Source organism: Nonomuraea sp. NPDC003707, assembly GCF_053587055.1.
In genome coordinates this window covers 148,586-167,359 of the sequence record NZ_JBSFNK010000010.1, presented here as the reverse complement: position 1 = coordinate 167,359, position 18,774 = coordinate 148,586, and the positions used below count along the sequence as shown (strand labels likewise).

General features: G+C 71.5%; 13 protein-coding genes. 8 read left to right on the top strand and 5 right to left on the bottom strand.

What is annotated here, in order from left to right; all coding sequences use genetic code 11:
* Nucleotides 1-36: 36 nt before the first annotated feature.
* Genes ACWDRB_RS26680 through ACWDRB_RS26670 form a run of 3 tightly spaced genes read left to right on the top strand, consistent with a single transcriptional unit; the run spans nucleotide 37 to nucleotide 6,828 of the window.
* Nucleotides 37-420 (top strand): YbaB/EbfC family nucleoid-associated protein, encoded by a 384-nt coding sequence (locus ACWDRB_RS26680; RefSeq protein ID WP_449897916.1) that lies wholly within the window; start codon nucleotides 37-39, stop codon nucleotides 418-420.
* The gene (locus ACWDRB_RS26675) at nucleotides 420-6,281 is read left to right on the top strand and encodes an NUDIX domain-containing protein (protein ID WP_449897913.1); all 5,862 of its coding nucleotides are present in this window, start codon (nucleotides 420-422) and stop codon (nucleotides 6,279-6,281) included. The genes ACWDRB_RS26680 and ACWDRB_RS26675 overlap by 1 nt, the downstream gene beginning before the upstream one ends.
* A 31-nt stretch (nucleotides 6,282-6,312) precedes the next feature.
* Nucleotides 6,313-6,828: a hypothetical protein gene (locus tag ACWDRB_RS26670; RefSeq protein WP_449897911.1), complete on the top strand. Its 516-nt coding sequence runs from the start codon at nucleotides 6,313-6,315 to the stop codon at nucleotides 6,826-6,828.
* A 10-nt stretch (nucleotides 6,829-6,838) separates the two neighbouring features.
* Here the strand turns inward: ACWDRB_RS26670 and ACWDRB_RS26665 are convergent, their stop codons facing one another.
* The 5 genes from ACWDRB_RS26665 to ACWDRB_RS26645 are packed head-to-tail and all read right to left on the bottom strand — an operon-like array spanning nucleotide 6,839 to nucleotide 12,838.
* Nucleotides 6,839-7,552 carry a helix-turn-helix transcriptional regulator gene (locus ACWDRB_RS26665; protein WP_363971191.1) on the bottom strand — a complete coding sequence of 238 codons (714 nt, stop codon included), beginning with the start codon at nucleotides 7,550-7,552 and terminating at the stop codon, nucleotides 6,839-6,841.
* Nucleotides 7,553-7,609: 57 nt separating this feature from the next.
* Nucleotides 7,610-9,397, bottom strand: coding sequence for a dipeptide ABC transporter ATP-binding protein (locus tag ACWDRB_RS26660; protein ID WP_449897909.1), 1,788 nt, complete (start codon nucleotides 9,395-9,397; stop codon nucleotides 7,610-7,612).
* Nucleotides 9,394-10,245 (bottom strand): ABC transporter permease, encoded by an 852-nt coding sequence (locus ACWDRB_RS26655; RefSeq protein WP_449897907.1) that lies wholly within the window; start codon nucleotides 10,243-10,245, stop codon nucleotides 9,394-9,396. Before ACWDRB_RS26655 ends, ACWDRB_RS26660 begins: the two co-directional genes overlap by 4 nt.
* Nucleotides 10,245-11,210: an ABC transporter permease gene (locus ACWDRB_RS26650; protein WP_449897905.1), complete on the bottom strand. Its 966-nt coding sequence runs from the start codon at nucleotides 11,208-11,210 to the stop codon at nucleotides 10,245-10,247. The genes ACWDRB_RS26655 and ACWDRB_RS26650 overlap by 1 nt, the downstream gene beginning before the upstream one ends.
* Entirely contained in the window at nucleotides 11,207-12,838 is a 1,632-nt protein-coding gene (locus ACWDRB_RS26645) for an ABC transporter substrate-binding protein (protein ID WP_449897902.1), read from the bottom strand. Before ACWDRB_RS26645 ends, ACWDRB_RS26650 begins: the two co-directional genes overlap by 4 nt.
* Before the next feature lie 179 nt (nucleotides 12,839-13,017).
* On the opposite strand from ACWDRB_RS26645, the gene ACWDRB_RS26640 reads away from it, so the two are divergent.
* The 5 genes from ACWDRB_RS26640 (at nucleotide 13,018) to ACWDRB_RS26620 (ending at nucleotide 18,765) form a co-directional block, all read left to right on the top strand.
* Nucleotides 13,018-13,401, top strand: a complete 384-nt coding sequence (locus ACWDRB_RS26640; RefSeq protein WP_363971181.1) for a RidA family protein — start codon at nucleotides 13,018-13,020, stop codon at nucleotides 13,399-13,401.
* Nucleotides 13,394-15,304, top strand: coding sequence for an amidohydrolase family protein (locus ACWDRB_RS26635; protein ID WP_449897899.1), 1,911 nt, complete (start codon nucleotides 13,394-13,396; stop codon nucleotides 15,302-15,304). The genes ACWDRB_RS26640 and ACWDRB_RS26635 overlap by 8 nt, the downstream gene beginning before the upstream one ends.
* Before the next feature lie 2 nt (nucleotides 15,305-15,306).
* Entirely contained in the window at nucleotides 15,307-16,719 is a 1,413-nt protein-coding gene (locus ACWDRB_RS26630) for a S10 family peptidase (protein ID WP_449898376.1), read from the top strand.
* The gene (locus ACWDRB_RS26625; RefSeq protein WP_449897897.1) at nucleotides 16,704-18,158 is read left to right on the top strand and encodes a S10 family peptidase; all 1,455 of its coding nucleotides are present in this window, start codon (nucleotides 16,704-16,706) and stop codon (nucleotides 18,156-18,158) included. The genes ACWDRB_RS26630 and ACWDRB_RS26625 overlap by 16 nt, the downstream gene beginning before the upstream one ends.
* Before the next feature lie 73 nt (nucleotides 18,159-18,231).
* Entirely contained in the window at nucleotides 18,232-18,765 is a 534-nt protein-coding gene (locus ACWDRB_RS26620) for a hypothetical protein (RefSeq protein WP_449897895.1), read from the top strand.
* The last annotated feature ends 9 nt before the right edge of the window (nucleotides 18,766-18,774 follow it).

The following is an 18,774-nucleotide window of genomic DNA, read 5'->3' as shown; positions in this document are numbered from 1 at the left end:
TGAGGTTTTTGGTGCTCGTGAGGGACGGAGGTGACGATGGACGAACCGTGGCGGCTGTTGGAACAACTCGTCCAGGAGGTCAACCAGCAGACCGAACAGCTCAAGAAGATGCAGGAGAGGGTTCGGGAGCTGTCGGCGACGGCGAAGTCCAAGGACGGCATGGTGACCGTGACCGTCGGTCCCCGCGGTGAGGTGCGCACGATCGAGTTCGACCCCCGGGTCTACCGCAAGCTGTCCCCGTCGGAGCTGTCCGCCTCCGTCGTCGAGCAGATCGGGCGGGCGACCAGGCAGGTCTCCACCGAGATGAAGGAACTGATGGAGCCCTTCGGCGTGCCGGATCTCCCGTTCGAGGACCTGTTCGGCGAGGGAACGAACTTCGAGTCGTTCCTGCCGCACCCCGGTACGCCCGAGCCGCGGTGATGGGACTCGACCTCAGTCTGGTGCCCGAGATCGTGCGGCCGCTGGCGCTGCCGCTGACGGGCGGGGCGCTTCCGGAGACCGACGTCGACGGGGTCATCGCCGAGGCGCAGGTGCTGGAGAACCTGGCGGACCTGCTGGCCACGATCAAGTCGGACGACGCCGCCGCGGTCGTGCGGTCGCTGCGGGATCACCAATGGCAGGGCGCCGCCAAGGAAACGTTCGAGCAGGTCTTCAAGGTGCTCGGCGGACAGCCGGACGCGGACGGCCCCCCTTCGGACGAGACGCTGATCGACCTCATGGAGAAGGCGCTCCGGGAGGAGGCGGCATCCCTGCGCGAGCACGGCGTGCGGATGCAGCACACCGAGTGGATGATCTACGCCTCGCTCGCGCTGCTCGGCGCGATGATCGTCAAGCTGCTGGTGTGGATCTACGTCAACGGCCCGGCCGTTCTCCGGCTGATCCAGCACAACACGTTGATGACCCAGGTGAACATCCAGACGCTGAAGCGGCTGATCCTGGTCAACATGCTGAAGTTCGCCGGGATCATGGGCGGCCTGGACTTCGGCGTGCAGGTGGCGCAGCAGATCTGGGGGGATCGCGAGGCGGGGGACTTCGACCTCGCGTCGCTGGCGATGTCGGTGGGCAGCGGCGCGCTGACCGGTGCCCTGTTCGCCGGCGCGAACGCGGCCCTGTCCCGTCTGCTGAGCCGGCGGATGGTGTACGTCGCCTCCGAGGCCGAACTGGCGGTACGCGACAAGATCGCGGCCATTGCGCAGAGCATGTACGGCCAGGCCCTGCTGGGCGGAGTGGCGGGCACCGCCGGAGCCGTCCCGGGGCTGGCGATCAGCGGGCAACTCGACGGCGAGCACCTGGCGTACACCTTCATCTCCGGTGTCGCGGGCGGCCTCGACATCCCCGCGTCGGCACGGGTGAGCCACTTCCCGATGCGGGCGGTCGCGGAACTCGGCGACACTCCGTCCGCCACGGTCCCGCATGCCGACCCGCCGCCCTCATCCGGCAACCAGCCCCCGCCCTCGCCTGCGCTTCCGTCCTCGCCCCGACTCGTACCGCACGACGCCGCCCCGCTGCCTGTACCGCACGACGCCGCCCGGCCGCCCGTAGCGCACGACACCGCCTCGGCGCCCGTAGCGCACGACACCGCACCGCGGCTCGCAGGGCACGACACCACCGCACTGGCGCAGCACCACCCTCGGCCCGACCAGCACGCCGACGTCGCCACCCTGATCAACCGCCAGCCGTCCGAACCGGGGACCAACCTCCCCCAGCCGCACCAGGGCCAGGTGATCGTCGGCGAGGTCACCCGGCGCCACGACGTGCTCCTGCACAGCCCAGCCGAGCAGGGCGGCACCCTCGCACGACCCCAGCAGAACCTCCCCGCCGCCCGAGCCCCGATCGGCGACACCACCCCTGCCGTCCCGCGGGCCGAGCCCGCGACTCCGGGTAGCCTCCCCCACACGTCACTGCTCCCGGCCACGGTCCCGGCGATCATCCCCCCGACCCCTGACAGCCCCGGCGCCGGCGAACAGGACAACCACCACCAGGGCCAGGACAGCCCGCCTCCCCAAGACACCGAAACCGCGCCGGCCGTCCAAGATCGGCACACGGAAGACTCCGCCCCCTCGGCGCGCGAGGACAGCGATCCGCCGGTCACCGGCCGGCAGACAACGACGCCCCAGCACGCGAGTACGGACCTCCAGGGCGGCCAGACCGTCGTGCCCAGGTCCAGCCCGCTGCCCGAGAACCCGCGCCGGATCGAGCCGGTGTCGCGGCAGGTGGCGGACCTGCTCAGCCGGGACGGAGCCCACGACCCGATCAGCGGCCCCGCCTGGCAGGCCGCCCACACCACCACGGTGGACCGGCTCGCGGACACGATGCGGTCCTCGACGAAGGACATGCTCGGCGTGGGCCGCAAACGAAGCCTGCAGGCGGCGGTCGGCGACCCCGCCACCGACCTCGTCCAGAGCGAGGTCCGCGTCATGGGAAAGACCATCAGGACCTGGCAGGCGGTCGAACGGAGCGAGCTCCCGGCCTTCGTGGAAGGCGCCCGCACGTACGCGGAAGGCGAACGCCAGATCATCCGGCAACTGCCGTTCGACTCGCCCGAAGCGCACCGGACGGCGCGACGGCTGGCCGTCGAGGAGCTGCTGCGCACGTGGGGATACGGCGCGAGCGAGATGCTGCCGGAGCGGCTGGCCATGCACATGGCCGCGCTCGACGAGTTCGGGCTGACCGGGGTCCTGGACCTGTCGGCGTACGGTGACCTCAACCGCGCCAGGACGGCCGCGAAGATCCACGCCCGCTCCGGGGACATGCTGCGCGACTTCCTGCGGCAGCAGTACGCGCAGACGCAGCGCGAGCTCGAAAGCCGCGGCATCGAGGAGCTGGTGCTCTACCGGGGGATCACGCTCGACCAGCATCCGGTCCCCGTCCTGGCGGAGGCCGCGAACGGCGACGTCGTGCCGGCCCCGCCGGCGCTGCCGCTGCAGGCGTGGAGCGCCATGCCCGGGGTCGCCAAGCGGTACACCGGCCTGGGGGAGGGGGCGGTCATGGCGGGGGTCTTCCCGGCCTCCCAGGTGCTGTCCACCCCGTGGACGGGGATGGGCCAGCTGCCTCTCAACGAGTTCGTCGTGCTCGCCACGCCCGGCGAGGTCACCGTGCTACGACCCCCGCACGTCGGCGAGACGCCCGCCACGTATTCCGACCTTCCACCCGGCTGGCAGGTCTCGAAGCCCAGCGACGGATGGACCCAGTGCGAGCAGGGCCACCGGCACTGGGGCACGGAAGGCGGGGCCGGTCTGCTGCTCTTCCACCGCGCTCCCGGCGGCGAGGTCCACGTTCTCATGCAGCTGCGTTCCATGGAGACGCAGCACGGAGGGACCATGGGGCTGCCCGGCGGCGCCCTCCACCGCGGCGAGGACCCGGTCGACGGCGGCTTCCGCGAAGCCGGCGAGGAGAACCGGCTGGACCCGAGCGAGGTGAAGGTGCGCGGGGTCCACCACGACGACCACGGCGGCTGGGCGTACGACACCGTCATCGGCGAGATGTCCCACCAGGCCGACGTCTGGCCCGCCTCCCGGGAGTCGCTCGACAACGTCTGGGTGCCGCTGGAGGAGGTGCCGGACCTCAACCTGCACCCCGACCTCGCCCGGGCCTGGCCCGACGTACGCACGGAACTCGACCGCGTCCTGGCGGCTCCCGACACCCGTCCCAGGCCACCGCACCCGGCGAACACGCACGAGATGCCCGGCCTGCCCGACACCGACGGATTCTCGCCGATCGCCGATCCGCGGCCACGGAACTTCGCCGAAGCCGCGGCGACCGTCCACCGCTGGTCGCCCGGCAACGACCGCCCGCACCAGAACGGCCCGCACCAGAACGGCCCGCACCAGGGCGGCCCGCCGAACCGGATCGAACACCTGCTGAGCAACCCCCCGGCCGCGGCGGACGACGTCCTCCTGGCGGAGGGCCGGCGCCTGGTGGAAGAGCTGCCCGTCATCGACGGGAGCGACACGACGGCAAGAGCCCTGGCCTCGATGAGCCGGACCCTCAACTGGCCGAACCCGCGCAGGGCCCTCCACGACCTGGCCTCCGAACTCGGCCTGAACCTCGATCTCGACGCCTTGGTGGAGGTCTACGAGAACGCCCAGCGATTCGGCATGAACCCGGACGGAGCGACCGGCCGTACGGGCCTGGTCGACGCTCTCAGAACGGCCATGGCGGCGGACTCCTACCGCTGGACGGGGCAGCACTACCAAGCCCGCTTCTCCCTCCCCGAGGCGACCCCCGCGCAGGCACGCACGATCGGGCTCATGGTCGAGATGATGGGCGAGCCCGTCACCTCCGCCAAGGTCCGGAGCTTCGTCAAACCCGTGCTCGACCGGCACGGCATCGGCGACGTCGGGGAGTTGCTCCCGGTCGTCCGGGCCGCCCACGAGAAGGGCTACCTCCCGGCCGGGACGACCGGGGAGGCGGAGTTCCGCGCGGCCATGGACCAGTTCTGGCAGGACGACCCGTACCTGTGGAACGGGGTGCTGCTCGCCGACAGATACTCCTTGCCCGAGCTGCACGACCCGACCGCGCGTCTGTCCGCGCGGCTGGAGGAGATCGTCGCGCACTCCGGTCGTGACGCCGTCCCGCCATTGGAGGGTCTGGCCGGCGACCTCGGGCTGGGACGCTCCGCCGAGCAGCTCGTCCGCCTGGCCGCGGACGCGCAGGCGGACGGCGCCGACCTGGCGCGGGCGGCCGACCGCGAGGATCTCGTCGGCCGCCTCGCCGCCTACCGGGCGCGCGACCCGTACCTCTGGGACGGGCTGCGGATCGCGGCCGAGCGCGGCATCACGGGGCTGAGCAACGACGAGGCGCGCATCCTTTCCCGCCTCGCCGAGATCACCGCCTCCGAGTCGCCGTCCCGGATGTGGGTGTTCGATCCGCTGCGCCGGTTGGCGGGGGACGCGGGTCACCACCATTCCGTCGAGCAGCTGGTGCGGCAGGCCACCGTGGCACTACCGCACGGGGTCGACCCCTTCGGGCCGCTCGACAGGCAGCAGGTGCTCGACACCCTGGGTACGAACGCCGTCGTACGGACGGCCCCGCAGCAGGTCCCGCCGGGCCTGCACGACCTGTCGCCCGCGGCCGTCCGGGACGCCCGGCAGGCCGCGGTCCACGCGCACGCGCAGGCGAAGGAGGCCTTCCACCAGTCCTCCCTGCGCCGCACCGTGTCGCGCCTGGTCGGCCAGGACCCGCGGGTCGTGGCCAGGCAGGAAATGGTGGCCTCGCTGGAGGCCCGCACCCGGGCGTGGCAGCGCTGGCCGGATCGCCCCGAGGTCTCTTTCACGGGGGACTTCGCGGCCTTCCGGCACGCCTACGATCAGGCGGTGCAACGCGCGGTCAGGGGAGAGGCGGTGATCCCCTACATGCGGGAGAACGCCACCGCGTCCCTGGGGGCCCGGGACGGCGGGCGCGGCTTCGGGGTGGAGATCGAGTTCGAGCTGCCGAAGCACAACGCCCGCCAAGCCCTGCAGGCCATCGCCCGTGCCCTGCACAAGGCCGGCCTGACCGCCGATGCCCAGGTGGACAACTACCACACCATGCGGGACGAGGGTTACCGGTCAGGCAAGAACGGCGGGCGCGGCCTCTGGAGACTGGAGCAGGACGGCACGGTCGACGGCGAGCTGATCTCACCCATCCTGTACGACGAGCCGGCGACGTGGGAGAACCTCCTCGTCGCCACCGAGATCATCCGCGCGCACGGCGGCACGGCCGGCGCCTCTACCGGCGGGCACGTCCACGTGAGCACGCACGACTTCGACCACATCGTGGAGAACTACACCAGCTTGCTGAATCACGGGGGCCTGCACACCGACACCCTGTTCAGGCTCGGGCACAATCCGGAGCGGGAAAGCCACCGGGGCGTGGCGCAATGCAAGCCCAACCGGCTCCCCACGGAGGGTTACCGGTCGATAGCCCCGGTGCGCAATCTCAACGGCCGCAAGTCCGCGATGAACATGGAGAGCATGAAGGGGACCGCGAAAGACCACGTCGAGTGGCGGCTGTGGGACGGTTCGCTCGACCCCGCCGTGATCCAGTCCCGTGTGAAGGTGTCGCTCGCGGAGGTCGAGGCGGCCTTCCGCACCGCGACGCTGGGCCGGCTGCCCAACCTGGGCCGGCTCGACCAGTTGGGCGCCCACGCCGAGCTCCTCAAGCTGGATCCGGGGCTGGACCTCACCGAGCAGGGAAGTCTCTCCTTCCGAGTCCTGATGGACGAGCTGTTCTGGCGGGCCGCCGACAAGGAGCAGCTCACCGCCCTGTTCGCCGCCACCCGCTGGGTGCCCGCGGCGTGAACGACCTCACCACGGAACGGGAGGCCGGCCGGTGGCCGTGATCATCCGCAACTCCTCGGCGGCGGAGCCGCCTCCGCCCGCCCCGGTCAACGGCGACGGCCGGCCGTACCGCTACGAAATGATCCACGCGGACGGGACCTACCGCGGCTACGCCGACGACGCCGCCGAGCTGGCCGGGATGCTCATCCCCGGCTACGCCTCGCTCGCCACCGACGGCGAGCGGGCCGCGGCGCGGGTCGGCCTCGCGATGGACGTACAGGTCAGGGTGCAGGCCCAGCTCGCGGCCGGGCCGCAGCTCGACGCCTGCGACGAGGCCGAGCGCGCCGTCCTGCTCGGCGGCCGGCACGAGCCACCGGCCCCCTCCCGATGGGAGGCGCCGGTGCCCCTGGTGCTGGTCTCGGCCTTCTACGAGCCCGCCGGGGCGCTGCCGCGGCCGACGGGGCCGGCGGAGCTCCAGGTCTGGCTCGACCCGGCCGACGACTGGACCCTGCTGACCAGCCTGCACACGGCCGGCGTGATCGTCGTGGGAGCGCGGGACGACACCTGAGGCCGGACGTTCAGTCGACGGTCTCGGCCTGGAGCTCGTTGAGGTAGTTGTAGATCGTGAAGCGGCTGACGTTGAGCCGCTGGGCCGCCTGGTCCACCGCACCGCGCAGGGTGAAGAACCCGCGTTTGTTGAGGTCCTCGACCACCGCGACCTTGTGCGACTTCTTCATCAGGTCGACCGGCACCCCGGCCCCGTTGATCGCGTTGTCGAGGATCCCCTCGCCGAGGCTCTCCAGCGACACCGGGAAGGTCTCCGCCGGCCTGCCGGGAGGGGCGTCGAGCATCGGGCCCGCCCCGGGTGCGAGGGCGGTCATCGCATGGAGGATCTCCTCGGCCCGCTTCAGGTCGCCGATGTCGGTGTTGACGCACAGGCACACCACCGACTTGCCGGACGGGGCGTGGAAGAAGATGCTCGACGAGCGCATCACCAGCCCGTCGGCGGTCTCCGACCGGTAGCCGATCAGGTGCTCGGTCCAGCCCGCCTTGAACGTGCGCAGCCCCAGGTCGGTGGGCGGACCGCCGATGTCCCTGCCGGTCAGCGTGCCGCCGATGGCGGCGATCGTGTTGGGCATCGTGGTCAGGTTGTGCAGCACCGCCTCGGTCTTGGGGCCCATGGCCTGGGCGAGCGCCGGGATGACCGGGCCCAGCAGTTCGACCACCAGGGCGGCGTGGGCCCGCTCGTTCGTGGTGAACGTCGGCTCGCCGTCCGCGGACGTGGCTGTCATTGGCCGTACCCCTGTCTCGTGTCTCGCAGGATCGATCTCAACAGTATGTCGAAGTGTTCACTCGTGCCGGGGCACGGACTCGACCAGGCTGATCGTGTACGGGTGCCGGGGGGAGTCCAGGATCGTGCCCGTGTCCCCGCTCTCGGCGATCTCTCCGTGCCGCAGCACGATGGCCCGATCGGTCATCTGCCGCACCACCGCCAGGTCGTGGGTGATGAAGAGCATGCTGGTGCCGTGCTCCCGGCGTACCTCGCGCAGCAGCTCCAGCACCTGCGCCTGGACGGACACGTCGAGCGCGGCCACGGGCTCGTCGCAGATCAGCAGGCGGGGCCGGACCGCGATGGCCCTGGCGATGGCGACGCGCTGGCGCTCGCCGCCGGACAGCGCGCTCGGCTTGCGGGCGGCGTAGGCGGCGGGCAGGCCCACCAGGTCGAGCAGGTCGCCGACCCGCTGACCGGTGCCGCCGACGGCGAGCGCCTCCGTGAGCGCCGCGCCGATGGACAGCGCGGGGTTGAGCGAGGCGTACGGGTCCTGGAACACCACCTGGACCAGGCGGCCGGCCTGCCGCCGCTGCTTCGCGGTGAGCCGCCGGTGGTCGGTGACGTCCAGCTCGCCGAGGCGGATCGTGCCGGCGGTGGCGGTCTGCAGCCCGAGGACGCAGCGCGCGATGGTGGTCTTGCCTGAGCCGGTCTCGCCCACGAGCCCGAGCGACTCGCCCTCGGCGATTTCGAAGGACACCTCCCGTACGGCCTGCTTCGTCGCCGCCCGCGAGACCATGGACGTGGTGCGGTAGGTCATGCTCAGCCCGGACACGGTCAGGATGGGCGCGCCGGTCCGCGGCCGGGGCACCGCGGCGGGCTGCGTGGCCTCCTGACGGCGCAGCCGCAGGTCGGCGCGGATCTCGTCCAGGCGGAGGCAGGCGGACGAGCGGTCGTCGCCGACGGGCGCGAGCGGCGGCCGGGACGCGGCGCAGTCGGGCGTGCTCCAGTCGCAGCGCGCGGCGAAGGCGCACCGGTCGGCCAGGTCGTCGGCGCGCGGGACGCTGCCGGGGATAGCGGTGAGCGTCTCGACCAGGTGCGTCACCGGCGGCTCGGCGAGCAGCAGGCCGAGGGAGTAGGGGTGCTCGGGCGTGCGCGCCAGCTCGCTCGCGGGGGCGTTCTCCAGGACCGACCCGGCGTACATGACCAGGATCCGGTCGCAGACGGAGAAGGCCACGCGCAGGTCGTGCGTGATGAGGATGAGCGCCATGTCCCGGTCGCGCTGGAGCTTGTGCAGCAGGCGCAGGATGTCGGCCTGGGTGGTGGCGTCGAGGGCGGTGGTGGGCTCGTCGGCGACCAGCAGGTCCGGGTCCCCCGCGAGCGCGGCGGCGATGGCGACGCGCTGGCGCATGCCCCCGGACAGCTGGAAGGGGTACTTGCGGGCGACCTCGGCGGCGTCGAGCCCGACCTCGGCCAGGCGGCGGACGATCTCGGCGCGGGCGGTGCCGCGGTCGCGGCGCACCTGGCGCGGGAGCGACTCGCGCAGGTGCTCGCCGATGGTCTGCAGCGGGTTCAGCGCGGTGAACGGGTCCTGCATGACCATGCTGATGCGGGTGCCGCGCAGCGGCCGCAGCTCGCGTTCCTTCCTGCCGATGAGCGGGACGCCGTCGAAGGTGATGTCGCCGGACGCGCCGACCCCCGGGGGGAGGGCGGCCATGACCGCGCGGGCGGTCATCGTCTTGCCGCTGCCCGACTCGCCCACGATGCCCAGCGTCCGGCCGGCGTCGAGGGTGAAGTCGACCTCCCTGACCAGGGTTCTGGGACCGGCGTGCACGCGCAGGCCGCTGACGGTGAGAAGAGGGGTCACGGCCGGTCACCGTCCATGGAGTAGCGGTCGTAGATCCAGTCGCCCAGGAGGGTGAAGCTGGTGGCGGTGAAGGCGATCATGGCGCCGGGCGCCAGGGAGATCCAGGGGTTGTCGGCGAGCAGGTTCTGGCCGCTCTGCAGCAGGGCGCCCCAGTCCGGGTTGCCGGGCGGCGCGCCCAGGCCGAGGTAGGACAGGCCGGACAGGCTGATCAGCGCGCCGACGAAGTCCAGCAGGAAGGTCGCGATCACGGTGGGCATGATGTTGGGGAGGAGGTGCCTGGCCATGATCCGCCCGGCGGGCAGGCCCAGGGTGCGGGCCGCGTCCACGTACGGCAGGCGTGCCTGGGCGAGCGTGGCGCTGCGGCACAGCCGGATCTCGCCGGGCAGCGACAGCACGGCCAGGACGAGGACGGCGAACCAGTAGCCGCCGCCCACGACGCCGACCAGCACGATGATCACCAGGAGCCCGGGCAGCGCGTACATCAGATCGGCCAGCCGGTTGAGCAGCGAGTCGATCCAGCCGCCCCGGTATCCGGCCAGCACGCCCAGGGCCGCGCCGACCACGACGGTGCCGAGCGCGACGCAGAGCGGCCCGGCCAGCGCGCTGCGCGTGCCCGCGATGACCTGGGACAGCACGTCCCTGCCGAGCTGGTCGGTGCCGAGCCAGTGCGCGCCGCCGGAGCCCGACACGTTCAGCATCAGGTCCTGGGCGCCGGGGTCGTAGGGCGTCAGCCACGGCCCGGCCGCGGCGAGCACGGCGACCAGCAGGAGGAAGCCCGCGGCCAGGCGCACCATGAGGGGCGCCCTGGCCACGCTTCGCGCGGAGGCGGAAAGGGCGATCACCGCCATCAGGCACCTGCTTTCGCGATCGTACGGGTGCGCGGGTCGAGCGCCAGGCCCAGCAGGTCGACGACCAGGTTGACCAGCACCACCAGCGCCCCCAGGAGCACGGCGAGGCCCTGGACCACGGGGATGTCCTTGTTGACCACCGCCTGCAGCAGCAGGGTGCCGATCCCGGGCAGGGAGAAGACCTGCTCCACGAACACCCCGGCGGACACCGCGGCGATGACCAGCATCCCCGTGCTGGTCACGACGGGCAGGGCGGAGTTGCGCAGGGCATAGCGGATCAGCACCCGGGCGGGGCTGAGCCCGCGGATGCGGGCGAAGGTGATGTAGTCCTGCTGCATGACGGTGAGGGTGGCGGCGCGGGTCTGCCGGATGACGACGGCGGACAGGAATCCGGCCAGCGCCAGCGCGGGCAGCGTCAGGTGGGCGACGCGCTCGCTGAAGCCCTCGCCGATCCCGTAGACGGGGAACCAGCCGAGGGCGACGCCGAACACGTACAGCAGCGCGATCGACAGCACGACCGGCGGCGCGCTGATGGCGAGGGTGGCCAGGAACGACACGGCCCGGTCGGTGGGACGGCCGCGCCGCATGCCCGCCGCCATGCCGAGGGGGATGCCGAAGCCAACGACCAGCACCACGGCGTAGAACGCGAGCTGGAGCGTGATCGCCGCCCGGTCACCCATCAGCAGCAGGACGTCCTGGTCGGTCTGGATGGAGATCGACTGCCTGAAGTCCAGCCGGAGCGCGTCACCGAGCCAGGACCAGTACTGGAGCAGGAACGGCTCGTCGAGGTGGTACTTGGCCTGCAGCGCCGCCAGCACCTCCGGTGTCGGCGGCCGGCTGCCGAGCAGGGTCTGGACCGGCGAGCCGGGGCTGGCCGCCAGCAGGCCGAAGACCAGGAAGCTGAGCACCAGCAACAGCAGGAGCATGGCGCCCAGCCGCTTGGCGAGGAAGAGGAGGATCGTCATTTGCTCGAACGCAGCAGGTCGATCCAGGCGCCGCTCTGCTTGTCGAAGAGCGTCGGGGTCCTGGTGAACGTGAGCCCGCCGGCCAGCGCGTACACCTGCTGCTGGGTGTAGAGCGGCACGTACGGGACCTGCTCGGCGATCTCCGTAATGATCGCCTTGGTCGCCGCCCAGCGCTCCTCCTTGGAGTACTTCCCGGCGGTCTCGGGGGCGATGAGCGGGAAGTTCTTCTCGACGACCGGGGTGGTGAAGTTCGCCGAGTTGGGGAAGTTGGGCTTCATGTTGGCCTTGCCCACGAAGCCGAACATCAGCCCGGAGGGGTCGGGCAGGGTGCTGCCGAATCCGGTGATCACCTGGATGCCGGTGGTCTGGTGGCTGAAGAACGTCTGGAACCACTGGCCGGGGGGCACCGGCTTGGGGGTGACGGTGACGCCCAGCTGCTTCATGTTCTGCTGCAGGTTGAGCAGCAGCAGCCGCTCCCACGCGGAGGTGTTGAGATAGGGGACGGTGACCTCGAACCCGCCGGCGTGCGCGGACTGCGCCAGCTCCGCCTTGGCCTTGGCCAGGTCGAACTCGTACGCCGGGAGCCGGCCGAGGAACGCCTCCGCCTCGGCCTCCTGGGCGACGCCGGCCAGCTCGCCGGTGGGCACGATCGTCTTCAGCAGTGCGGCGTGCTCGCCGAAGGCGGCGGCCAGCACGCCCTTGCGGTCGATGGAGTGCGCGACCGCCTTGCGGACGTGCAGGTCGTCGAAGGGCGGCTTGCCGGTGTCCATCGACAGGAGGTCGGAGTTGAAGTCGTCCCCCATGTGCAGCGAGGCCCCGCTGCCCTTCCACTGCGCGGTGGTCTTGAGGTCGTTGACCTGCACGCCCTGAAGCGATCCTGAGCGCATGGCGAGCTGGGCGGCCGAGTTGTCGCTGATCACGGTGAACTTGACCGAGTCGGGCTTGGGCGGCGTGCCCCAGTAGCCCGGGTTGCGGGCGAGCGTGATGTCCTGCGAGGTCTGCGCCTTGAAGGCGTAGGGGCCGGTGCCGATCGGGAGCGCGGCCGAGGTGCCGAGGTCCTTGGGGTGCGCCTTGGCGAACGCGGCCTGCTGGATCGGGAGGCCGCCGAGGGCGTTGCGCAGGAAGGCGGTCGGGTACTTCCACGTCACCGTGACCTCGCGGGGGCCGGTGACCTCCGCGCTCTTGAAGCCCTGCATGTTGCCCGCGGTCTCGGCGGTGGGCGCGGCGGCGGCGTCGATGCTCCAGACGACGTCCTCCGGCGTCAGCGGCTTGCCGTCGGAGAAGGTGACGCCGTCCCGGAGTCGGTAGACCACCGTGCTCTTGTCGGGCTCGGCGGCCGAGACGGCCAGCCCCGGCGTGATCCTGATCTGGCCCTGGTCGAAGCCGATCCGCTCGAGCGGCTCCGCGACCAGTGAGGTGATCATCTGCGTGTTGGTCTTGGTGGTGATACCGCTCAACGACGTGGGCATCTGCGAGATCGCGTACGTGAACGAGGCGATCTTCCGCTCCGTCGGAGCGTTGCGGCCGGCCGGGCCGCCGGAGGCGCCGGAGGCGCACGCGGTCAGGAGGACGAGGCCCCCCGTGAGCGTGAGCGCGGCTCCGGCGCGGCGCCGAGTAACCGATTGCATAGGTGGCTTCCCTTCACCGAGGTGACGGGAACTATACGACCTGTTTTAGTTCTCTACAATAGCCACAAGTTTCTGTCGGGTAACGGCAGCTCGGCCTCGGATAACTCTTGACTGTTGTTGGAAATCCTCTACCGTGTGTTGAAAATCTCGCCGAGAGGTCACACTTGATGGGAGAGTCGATGCCGAAGAAGGTCGTCAACACCGGGTCCGCGCTCGGCCCGTACTCGTCGGCGGTCGTCGCCGGCGACACCTGCTACGTGGCCGGGACCGGCGGGTTCGTCCCGGGAACGACCCGGATCGTCGAGGGCGGCATCGAGGCCGAGATCCGGCAGACGATGAAGAACCTCGAATCCACGATCACCCAGGCCGGCTTCCGCCTTCAGGACGTGGTCAGCACGACCTGCTACCTGCGCGACATCGAGCACTGGCCGCTGCTCAACGACGTCTACAGCGGTTACTTCGGCCATGAGCCCCCGGCCAGGGCCGCCGTGGTGGTGGGCGACATGCCCGCCGGCGCCAACATCGAGATCACCTGCGTGGCCTGGCGCGGCAAGGATGACTGAGCGTTTCGCCGTCGTCTCGGGCGGCGAGGTCACCGGCCGCGTCACCGTGGAGCGCTCGGGCGGCGACCTGCTGATCGACTCCGCCATGGACGACAACGGCCGCGGCGCCAAGCTGCGCGAGCGCGTCACCCTGGACGCGCACGGCATCCCGGCCGCGTGGGAGATCGACGGCACCTCGCTGATGGGCGGCGCCGTACGCGAACGGCTCCGCGACGGCGTCTGGGAGAGCCAGGCCGATCGCGGCCGGGCACCCGGCGGAGAGCGCCGGCTGTACCTCGCCAACGACTCCAGCCCCTACGCCTCGGGCATCTACGCCCGCGCCGTCCTCGATCACGGAGGCGCGCTGGACGCGCTGCCGGGCGGCCGCGTCACCGCCGAATTCCTGCGGCGCGTGACCCTGTCCGGGAGCGACCTGGACGCCTACGTGCTCAGGGGCGTCGGCCTGCTGCCGGAGTTCGTGCTGCTGGACCACGAGCGGCGGCTGGTCGCCCGGCTCGGCGGGTCCCTGATGGTGCGCGAGGACCACCTGCCGGCCGCCGCGGAGCTCGCGATTCTGGACACCGTCCTGTCGGCGGAGCACGTGGCCCGGGTCGGCGAGAGCGTCCGGCATGTCTGCGACGGGCCGGTCCGCATCCGTGACGTGCGGGTCTTCGACCCCGGGACCCTCCGGCTCACCGAGCCGTGCTCGGTGGTGTTCTTCCGCGGCGTGATCACCTCCGTCGGGCCCGACGCCCCGGGCGACGGGGTGGAGATCGACGGCCAGGGCGGCACCCTGCTGGCCGGGCTGCACGACATGCACGCCCACAACACCGCCGCCAGTGGCCTGTTCTACCTGGCCGCGGGCGTCACCACCACCCGTGACATGGGCAACGACAACGCCATGCTGCTCGGCCTGATCCCCAGGATCGACTCGGGCGAGTTGCCGGGGCCGTCCATCGTCCCCTCCGGGTTCATCGAAGGACGCAGCCCGCACTCCGCCCGCATCGGCGTCATCCCCGACGACCTCGACCACGCGCTCGCCACCGTCCGCTGGTACGCCGAGCGCGGCTACCATCAGATCAAGATCTACAACTCCGTCGACCCGGCCTGGGTGGCCCCGCTCGCCGCCGAGGCGCACCGGCTGGGCCTGCGCGTCACCGGCCACATCCCGGCCTTCGCCACCCCCGACGGGATGATCGAGGCGGGCTACGACGAGATCACCCACATCAACCAGCTCCTCCTCGGCTGGCTCCTGGACCCCGAAGAGGACACCAGGACACCGCTGCGGCTCACCGCGCTGACCCGCGCGAAGGATCTCGACCTCGCCTCGCCCCGCGTCCGCCACACCCTCGACCTCATGCTGGAGCGGGGGATCGGCCTCGACACCACGACCGTCATCCTCGAACGCCTGATGCTCTCCCGGGCCGGGCGGATCCAGGAGGGCGACCGGCCGTACCTGGACCACATGCCGGTCGGCTACCAGCGCTACCGCAAGCGCACCTACGTCCCCAACCCGGACGACGGCTACGACGAGGCCTTCCCCAAGCTCCTGGAGACCATGGCGCTGCTGCACGCGCACGGCGTCCCGCTGTGGCCGGGCACGGACGACCCTTCCGGCTTCACCGTCCACCGCGAGCTGGAGCTGTACGCCGCGGCCGGCATCCCCGCCGCCGAGGTGCTCCGGATCGCCACCCTCGACTGCGCCCGCCACCTGGGCCGCGAGCATCTGAGCGGCAGCGTCGCCCGGGGCAAGCGCGCCGACCTGATCCTGGTGGACGGCGACCCGACCAGGGACATCTCCGCGATCCGCCGCATCCGCATGACCGTGAAGGGCGGCGACCTCTACTTCCCCGCGGACATCCACCGCGAGCTGTCCATCGCCCCGTTCACGGCCGCGCCGCCGGTGAAAGGAGTCACCCGGTGACCATGCCCGGCATCCATCGTGAGGCCGTGTTCGGCGGCCTCGACGTCAAGTACGAAGCGCGGGTGGACGAGATCGTCGTACCCGATCTGTCGGGCGAACCGGGGGCGCGCTACGTCTGCGCGAGCTACACCGTGCCCGGCGCGTCGGAACGGCCCGTGATCTTCGCCTTCAACGGCGGGCCGGGGTCGTCCTCGGTCTGGCTGCACCTCGGGATCGGCCCCCGGCGCGTCGCGGACGCCGACCTGCTGCGGCCCCGGATGGCCCCGCCCTTCGGGCTCGTCGACAATCCGGACTGCGTCCTGGACTGCGCGGACCTGGTGTTCATCGATCCGCCCGGGACCGGGTTCAGCCGGGTGCTGGACGAGGAGCGGCAGGCCGACTTCTACGGAGTCGTCCCCGACGCGATCGCCACGATGCGGTTCATCACCCAGTGGTCCCGGCGGTACGGGCGGGAGAACTCCCCGAAGTTCCTGCTCGGCGAGAGCTACGGCGCGATCCGGGCGGCCACCGTCGCGAAGCTGAGCGCGGGCGGGCCCACCACCACCGGCCGCCTGGAGTCGCTGGCGCTCAACGGCGTGATCCTGATGGGGCCGGGCCTGCAGTTCGGCAACGGGGCGGACCTCGCCCACGTGACCACGCTGCCCTCGCTGGCCGCCACCGCCTGGTACCACGACCGGCTGCCCGGCCGGCCGGCCGACGTGCGGGAACACGTCGAGGCCGCCACCCGGTTCGCCGAGGAGGACTATCTCACGGCCCTGTTCGCCGGGTCCCGGCTCGACCGGCGGCGCCGCGAGGCCGTGGCGGCCCGGCTGCACGAGCTCATCGGGCTCGCGCCCGGCGTGATCGCCGAGCATGATCTGCGCCTCACCCCGCAACGGTTCGCGAGCCTGCTGCTGCGCGACCAGGGCGAGCAGGTGGGCCTGTACGACAGCCGCTACCGCCTGCCCCTGGCCGGGGCCGGCGGTGACCCGGTGGCCGACGATCCCGCGATGGGCCAGTACGTCCCCTCCTTCGCCGGCGCCATCGACGGCTACCTGCGCGAGGAGTTCGGCGTCGAGCGGGACGACGACTACCGGACCATCGAGTTCGCCCGGGTCAACTTCCGCTGGGACTACGGCGACGGCGCGCGCCTGCCCGCGGGCAACTACGCGGCCGACCTCGCCGTGGCCCTGCGCCGCAACCGGGACCTGCGCGTCCTGCTGTGCGTGGGGATGTACGACCTGGTCACGACCCTGGGGGAGACGAACTACGCGCTCTCGCAGGCCCCCATCGACCCGGAACGGGTCAGCGTACGCACCTACGAGTCCGGCCACATGCCCTATCTCGGGCGCGAGTCGCGCGAACGCCTGGCCGCCGACCTTCGCGCGGTCGTGAAAGCACCGACTGGAGAGGAACCCCCGTGCGTGAGCCAGTGACGACGTTTCATGAAGGCGTGTTCAACGGCCGCCGGCTGCGCTACGCCGCCACCGTCCGGGAGGCCGTCGTCCCGCAAGAGGGCGGCGAGCCGGGCGCGTACGTGGTGTCGACCCAGTACGTGGCCGCCGGGCAGGGCGACCCCGCGGACCGCCCGGTGATCTTCGCCTGCAACGGTGGGCCGATCGTCGCGGCCACACCACTGCACATGGGCGGGCTCGGGCCGCGCAGGATCGCCTACCCGGACGACCTCGCCGCCGACCCGTCGGGCTTCCCGATCGTCGACAACGAGTACTGCCTGCTGGACGTGGCCGACCTCGTCTTCTTCGACCCGGCCGGCACCGGTTTCAGCAGGGTGGGCGAGGGCGTCGACCCGGCGACGCACTACGGCGTCGACGCGGACGCGCGCCAGATGGCGACGTGGATCGAGGGCTGGCTGCGCGACCACGACCGGTCGGCCTCCCCGGTGTACCTGGTGGGCGAGAGCTACGGATCCATCAGGGTCGCGGTGGTCGCGGAACTGCTGACCGCGCTCGCCGAGCCGGTCCGCGTCGAGGGCGTCGTCCTGGTGAGCCAGGCGACCAACATCATCGAAACCTGCTGGCGGCCGGCCAACATCCTCAGCTACGCGGTCTCGCTGCCCACCCTCACGGCGATCGCCTGGTACCACGGCAAGATCGACCGCGCCGGCCGCACCCTCGACGACGTGATCACGGAGTCCTCGCAGTTCGCCGACACGGAATACCTGTCCGGGCTCTTCCGGGGCGACGACCTGCCCGCCGGGGAGCGGGAGCGCCTGGCGGAGCGGCTGGCGTCGCTCACCGGGATCCCGGCGAGCCGCTGGGCGGAGCGGAACCTGCGCCTGTCCAAGCACGACTTCCGGGCCGAACTCCTGGCCGCGGAAGGGCTCGTCCTCTACATGTACGACGGCCGGTACGCGGGACCACCGGCCGTGCCCGAGCCGGCCGGCGAGGGGTCGTTCAGCGCGCACGTCGGCGGACCGGTGAATCCCACCGGCGTCTCGGCGATCGTGGACGCGCTCGAACCCGCCATCGCGACCCACCTGAAGGACTTCCTCGAAGCCGGCCGGCCCGGCGACTACCGGGGCATGGAGCCGCCCGTCGACGCCGAAGGCCGCGCCCCGGCGGACGTCTGGCGGTGGGGCGCGACGTCCCCCTTCGGGGACTGGCCCTACATGGACTCCATCGCCCGGGCGATGAAGCGGGCGCCGGCGATGCGGCTGCTCATCTGCACCGGCCTGTTCGACCTCACGACGACGATCGGCGCCGCCCGGCACGCCGTACGCCAGTCGGCCTGGCCCCGCGAACGCGTCCGGACGGCCGCCTACGCCGGGGGACACATGATGTACAGCGTGGAGGCGAGCCTGCGGGAGCTGTCCGGCGACCTCCGCGACTTCGTGAAGAGTGCTCCTGTGACATAACAGGTACGCGATCCGCCCGGTTTCTTCTATGTTTGTCCCTGGCTGTGACCATGCGCCCAAGGAGATGTTCGTCGTGAAGAAACCTCTTGAAGGAGCCGCCCTGCGGGCCGGTGCCGTCGCCGTCGCGCTGACCGCCGGCCTGCTGACCGCCTCCCCGGCCGGCGCCACCGCCGTGACCGGCACGGAGTCTGTCGCCCTGGCCCCGCAGAACGCCGCCGCGGCCCGCCCGGGCAACGGCAGGATCATCTACGACGGCCTCAGCGGCGGCCGCGGCGTCCTCAAGATCAAGAACGGCACGCCGAGGGACGGCGTCGTCACCCTCGTCAAGGGCAGGACCAAGGCGATCAGCATCTACGTCCGAGCGAAGTCCTCCGCGAGCATCAAGGACGTCAGGGACGGCTCATACCGGATCTACTTCACCACCGGCTCCCGCTTCAGCACCAGCAAGCGCAGGTTCGCCGTGGGGGCCGCCTACCAGCGCTTCAACCAGCGGCTGAAGTTCGTCACCACCGCCACCTCGTACAGCATCTGGACCATCACCCTCCACCCGGTCAAGGGCGGCAAGGCGCAGACCTCGCAGATCAACCCCAAGGACTACCCCGCCTGATCGCCGCCG

Coding starts and splice junctions, on each gene's coding strand:
- ACWDRB_RS26680 (WP_449897916.1), top strand. CDS start 37: ATGGACGAACCGTGGCGGCTGTTGGAACAACTCGTCCAGGAGGTCAAC.
- ACWDRB_RS26675 (WP_449897913.1), top strand. CDS start 420: ATGGGACTCGACCTCAGTCTGGTGCCCGAGATCGTGCGGCCGCTGGCG.
- ACWDRB_RS26665 (WP_363971191.1), bottom strand. CDS start 7,552: ATGACAGCCACGTCCGCGGACGGCGAGCCGACGTTCACCACGAACGAG.
- ACWDRB_RS26655 (WP_449897907.1), bottom strand. CDS start 10,245: ATGGCGGTGATCGCCCTTTCCGCCTCCGCGCGAAGCGTGGCCAGGGCG.
- ACWDRB_RS26650 (WP_449897905.1), bottom strand. CDS start 11,210: ATGACGATCCTCCTCTTCCTCGCCAAGCGGCTGGGCGCCATGCTCCTG.
- ACWDRB_RS26645 (WP_449897902.1), bottom strand. CDS start 12,838: ATGCAATCGGTTACTCGGCGCCGCGCCGGAGCCGCGCTCACGCTCACG.
- ACWDRB_RS26640 (WP_363971181.1), top strand. CDS start 13,018: ATGCCGAAGAAGGTCGTCAACACCGGGTCCGCGCTCGGCCCGTACTCG.
- ACWDRB_RS26635 (WP_449897899.1), top strand. CDS start 13,394: ATGACTGAGCGTTTCGCCGTCGTCTCGGGCGGCGAGGTCACCGGCCGC.
- ACWDRB_RS26630 (WP_449898376.1), top strand. CDS start 15,307: ATGCCCGGCATCCATCGTGAGGCCGTGTTCGGCGGCCTCGACGTCAAG.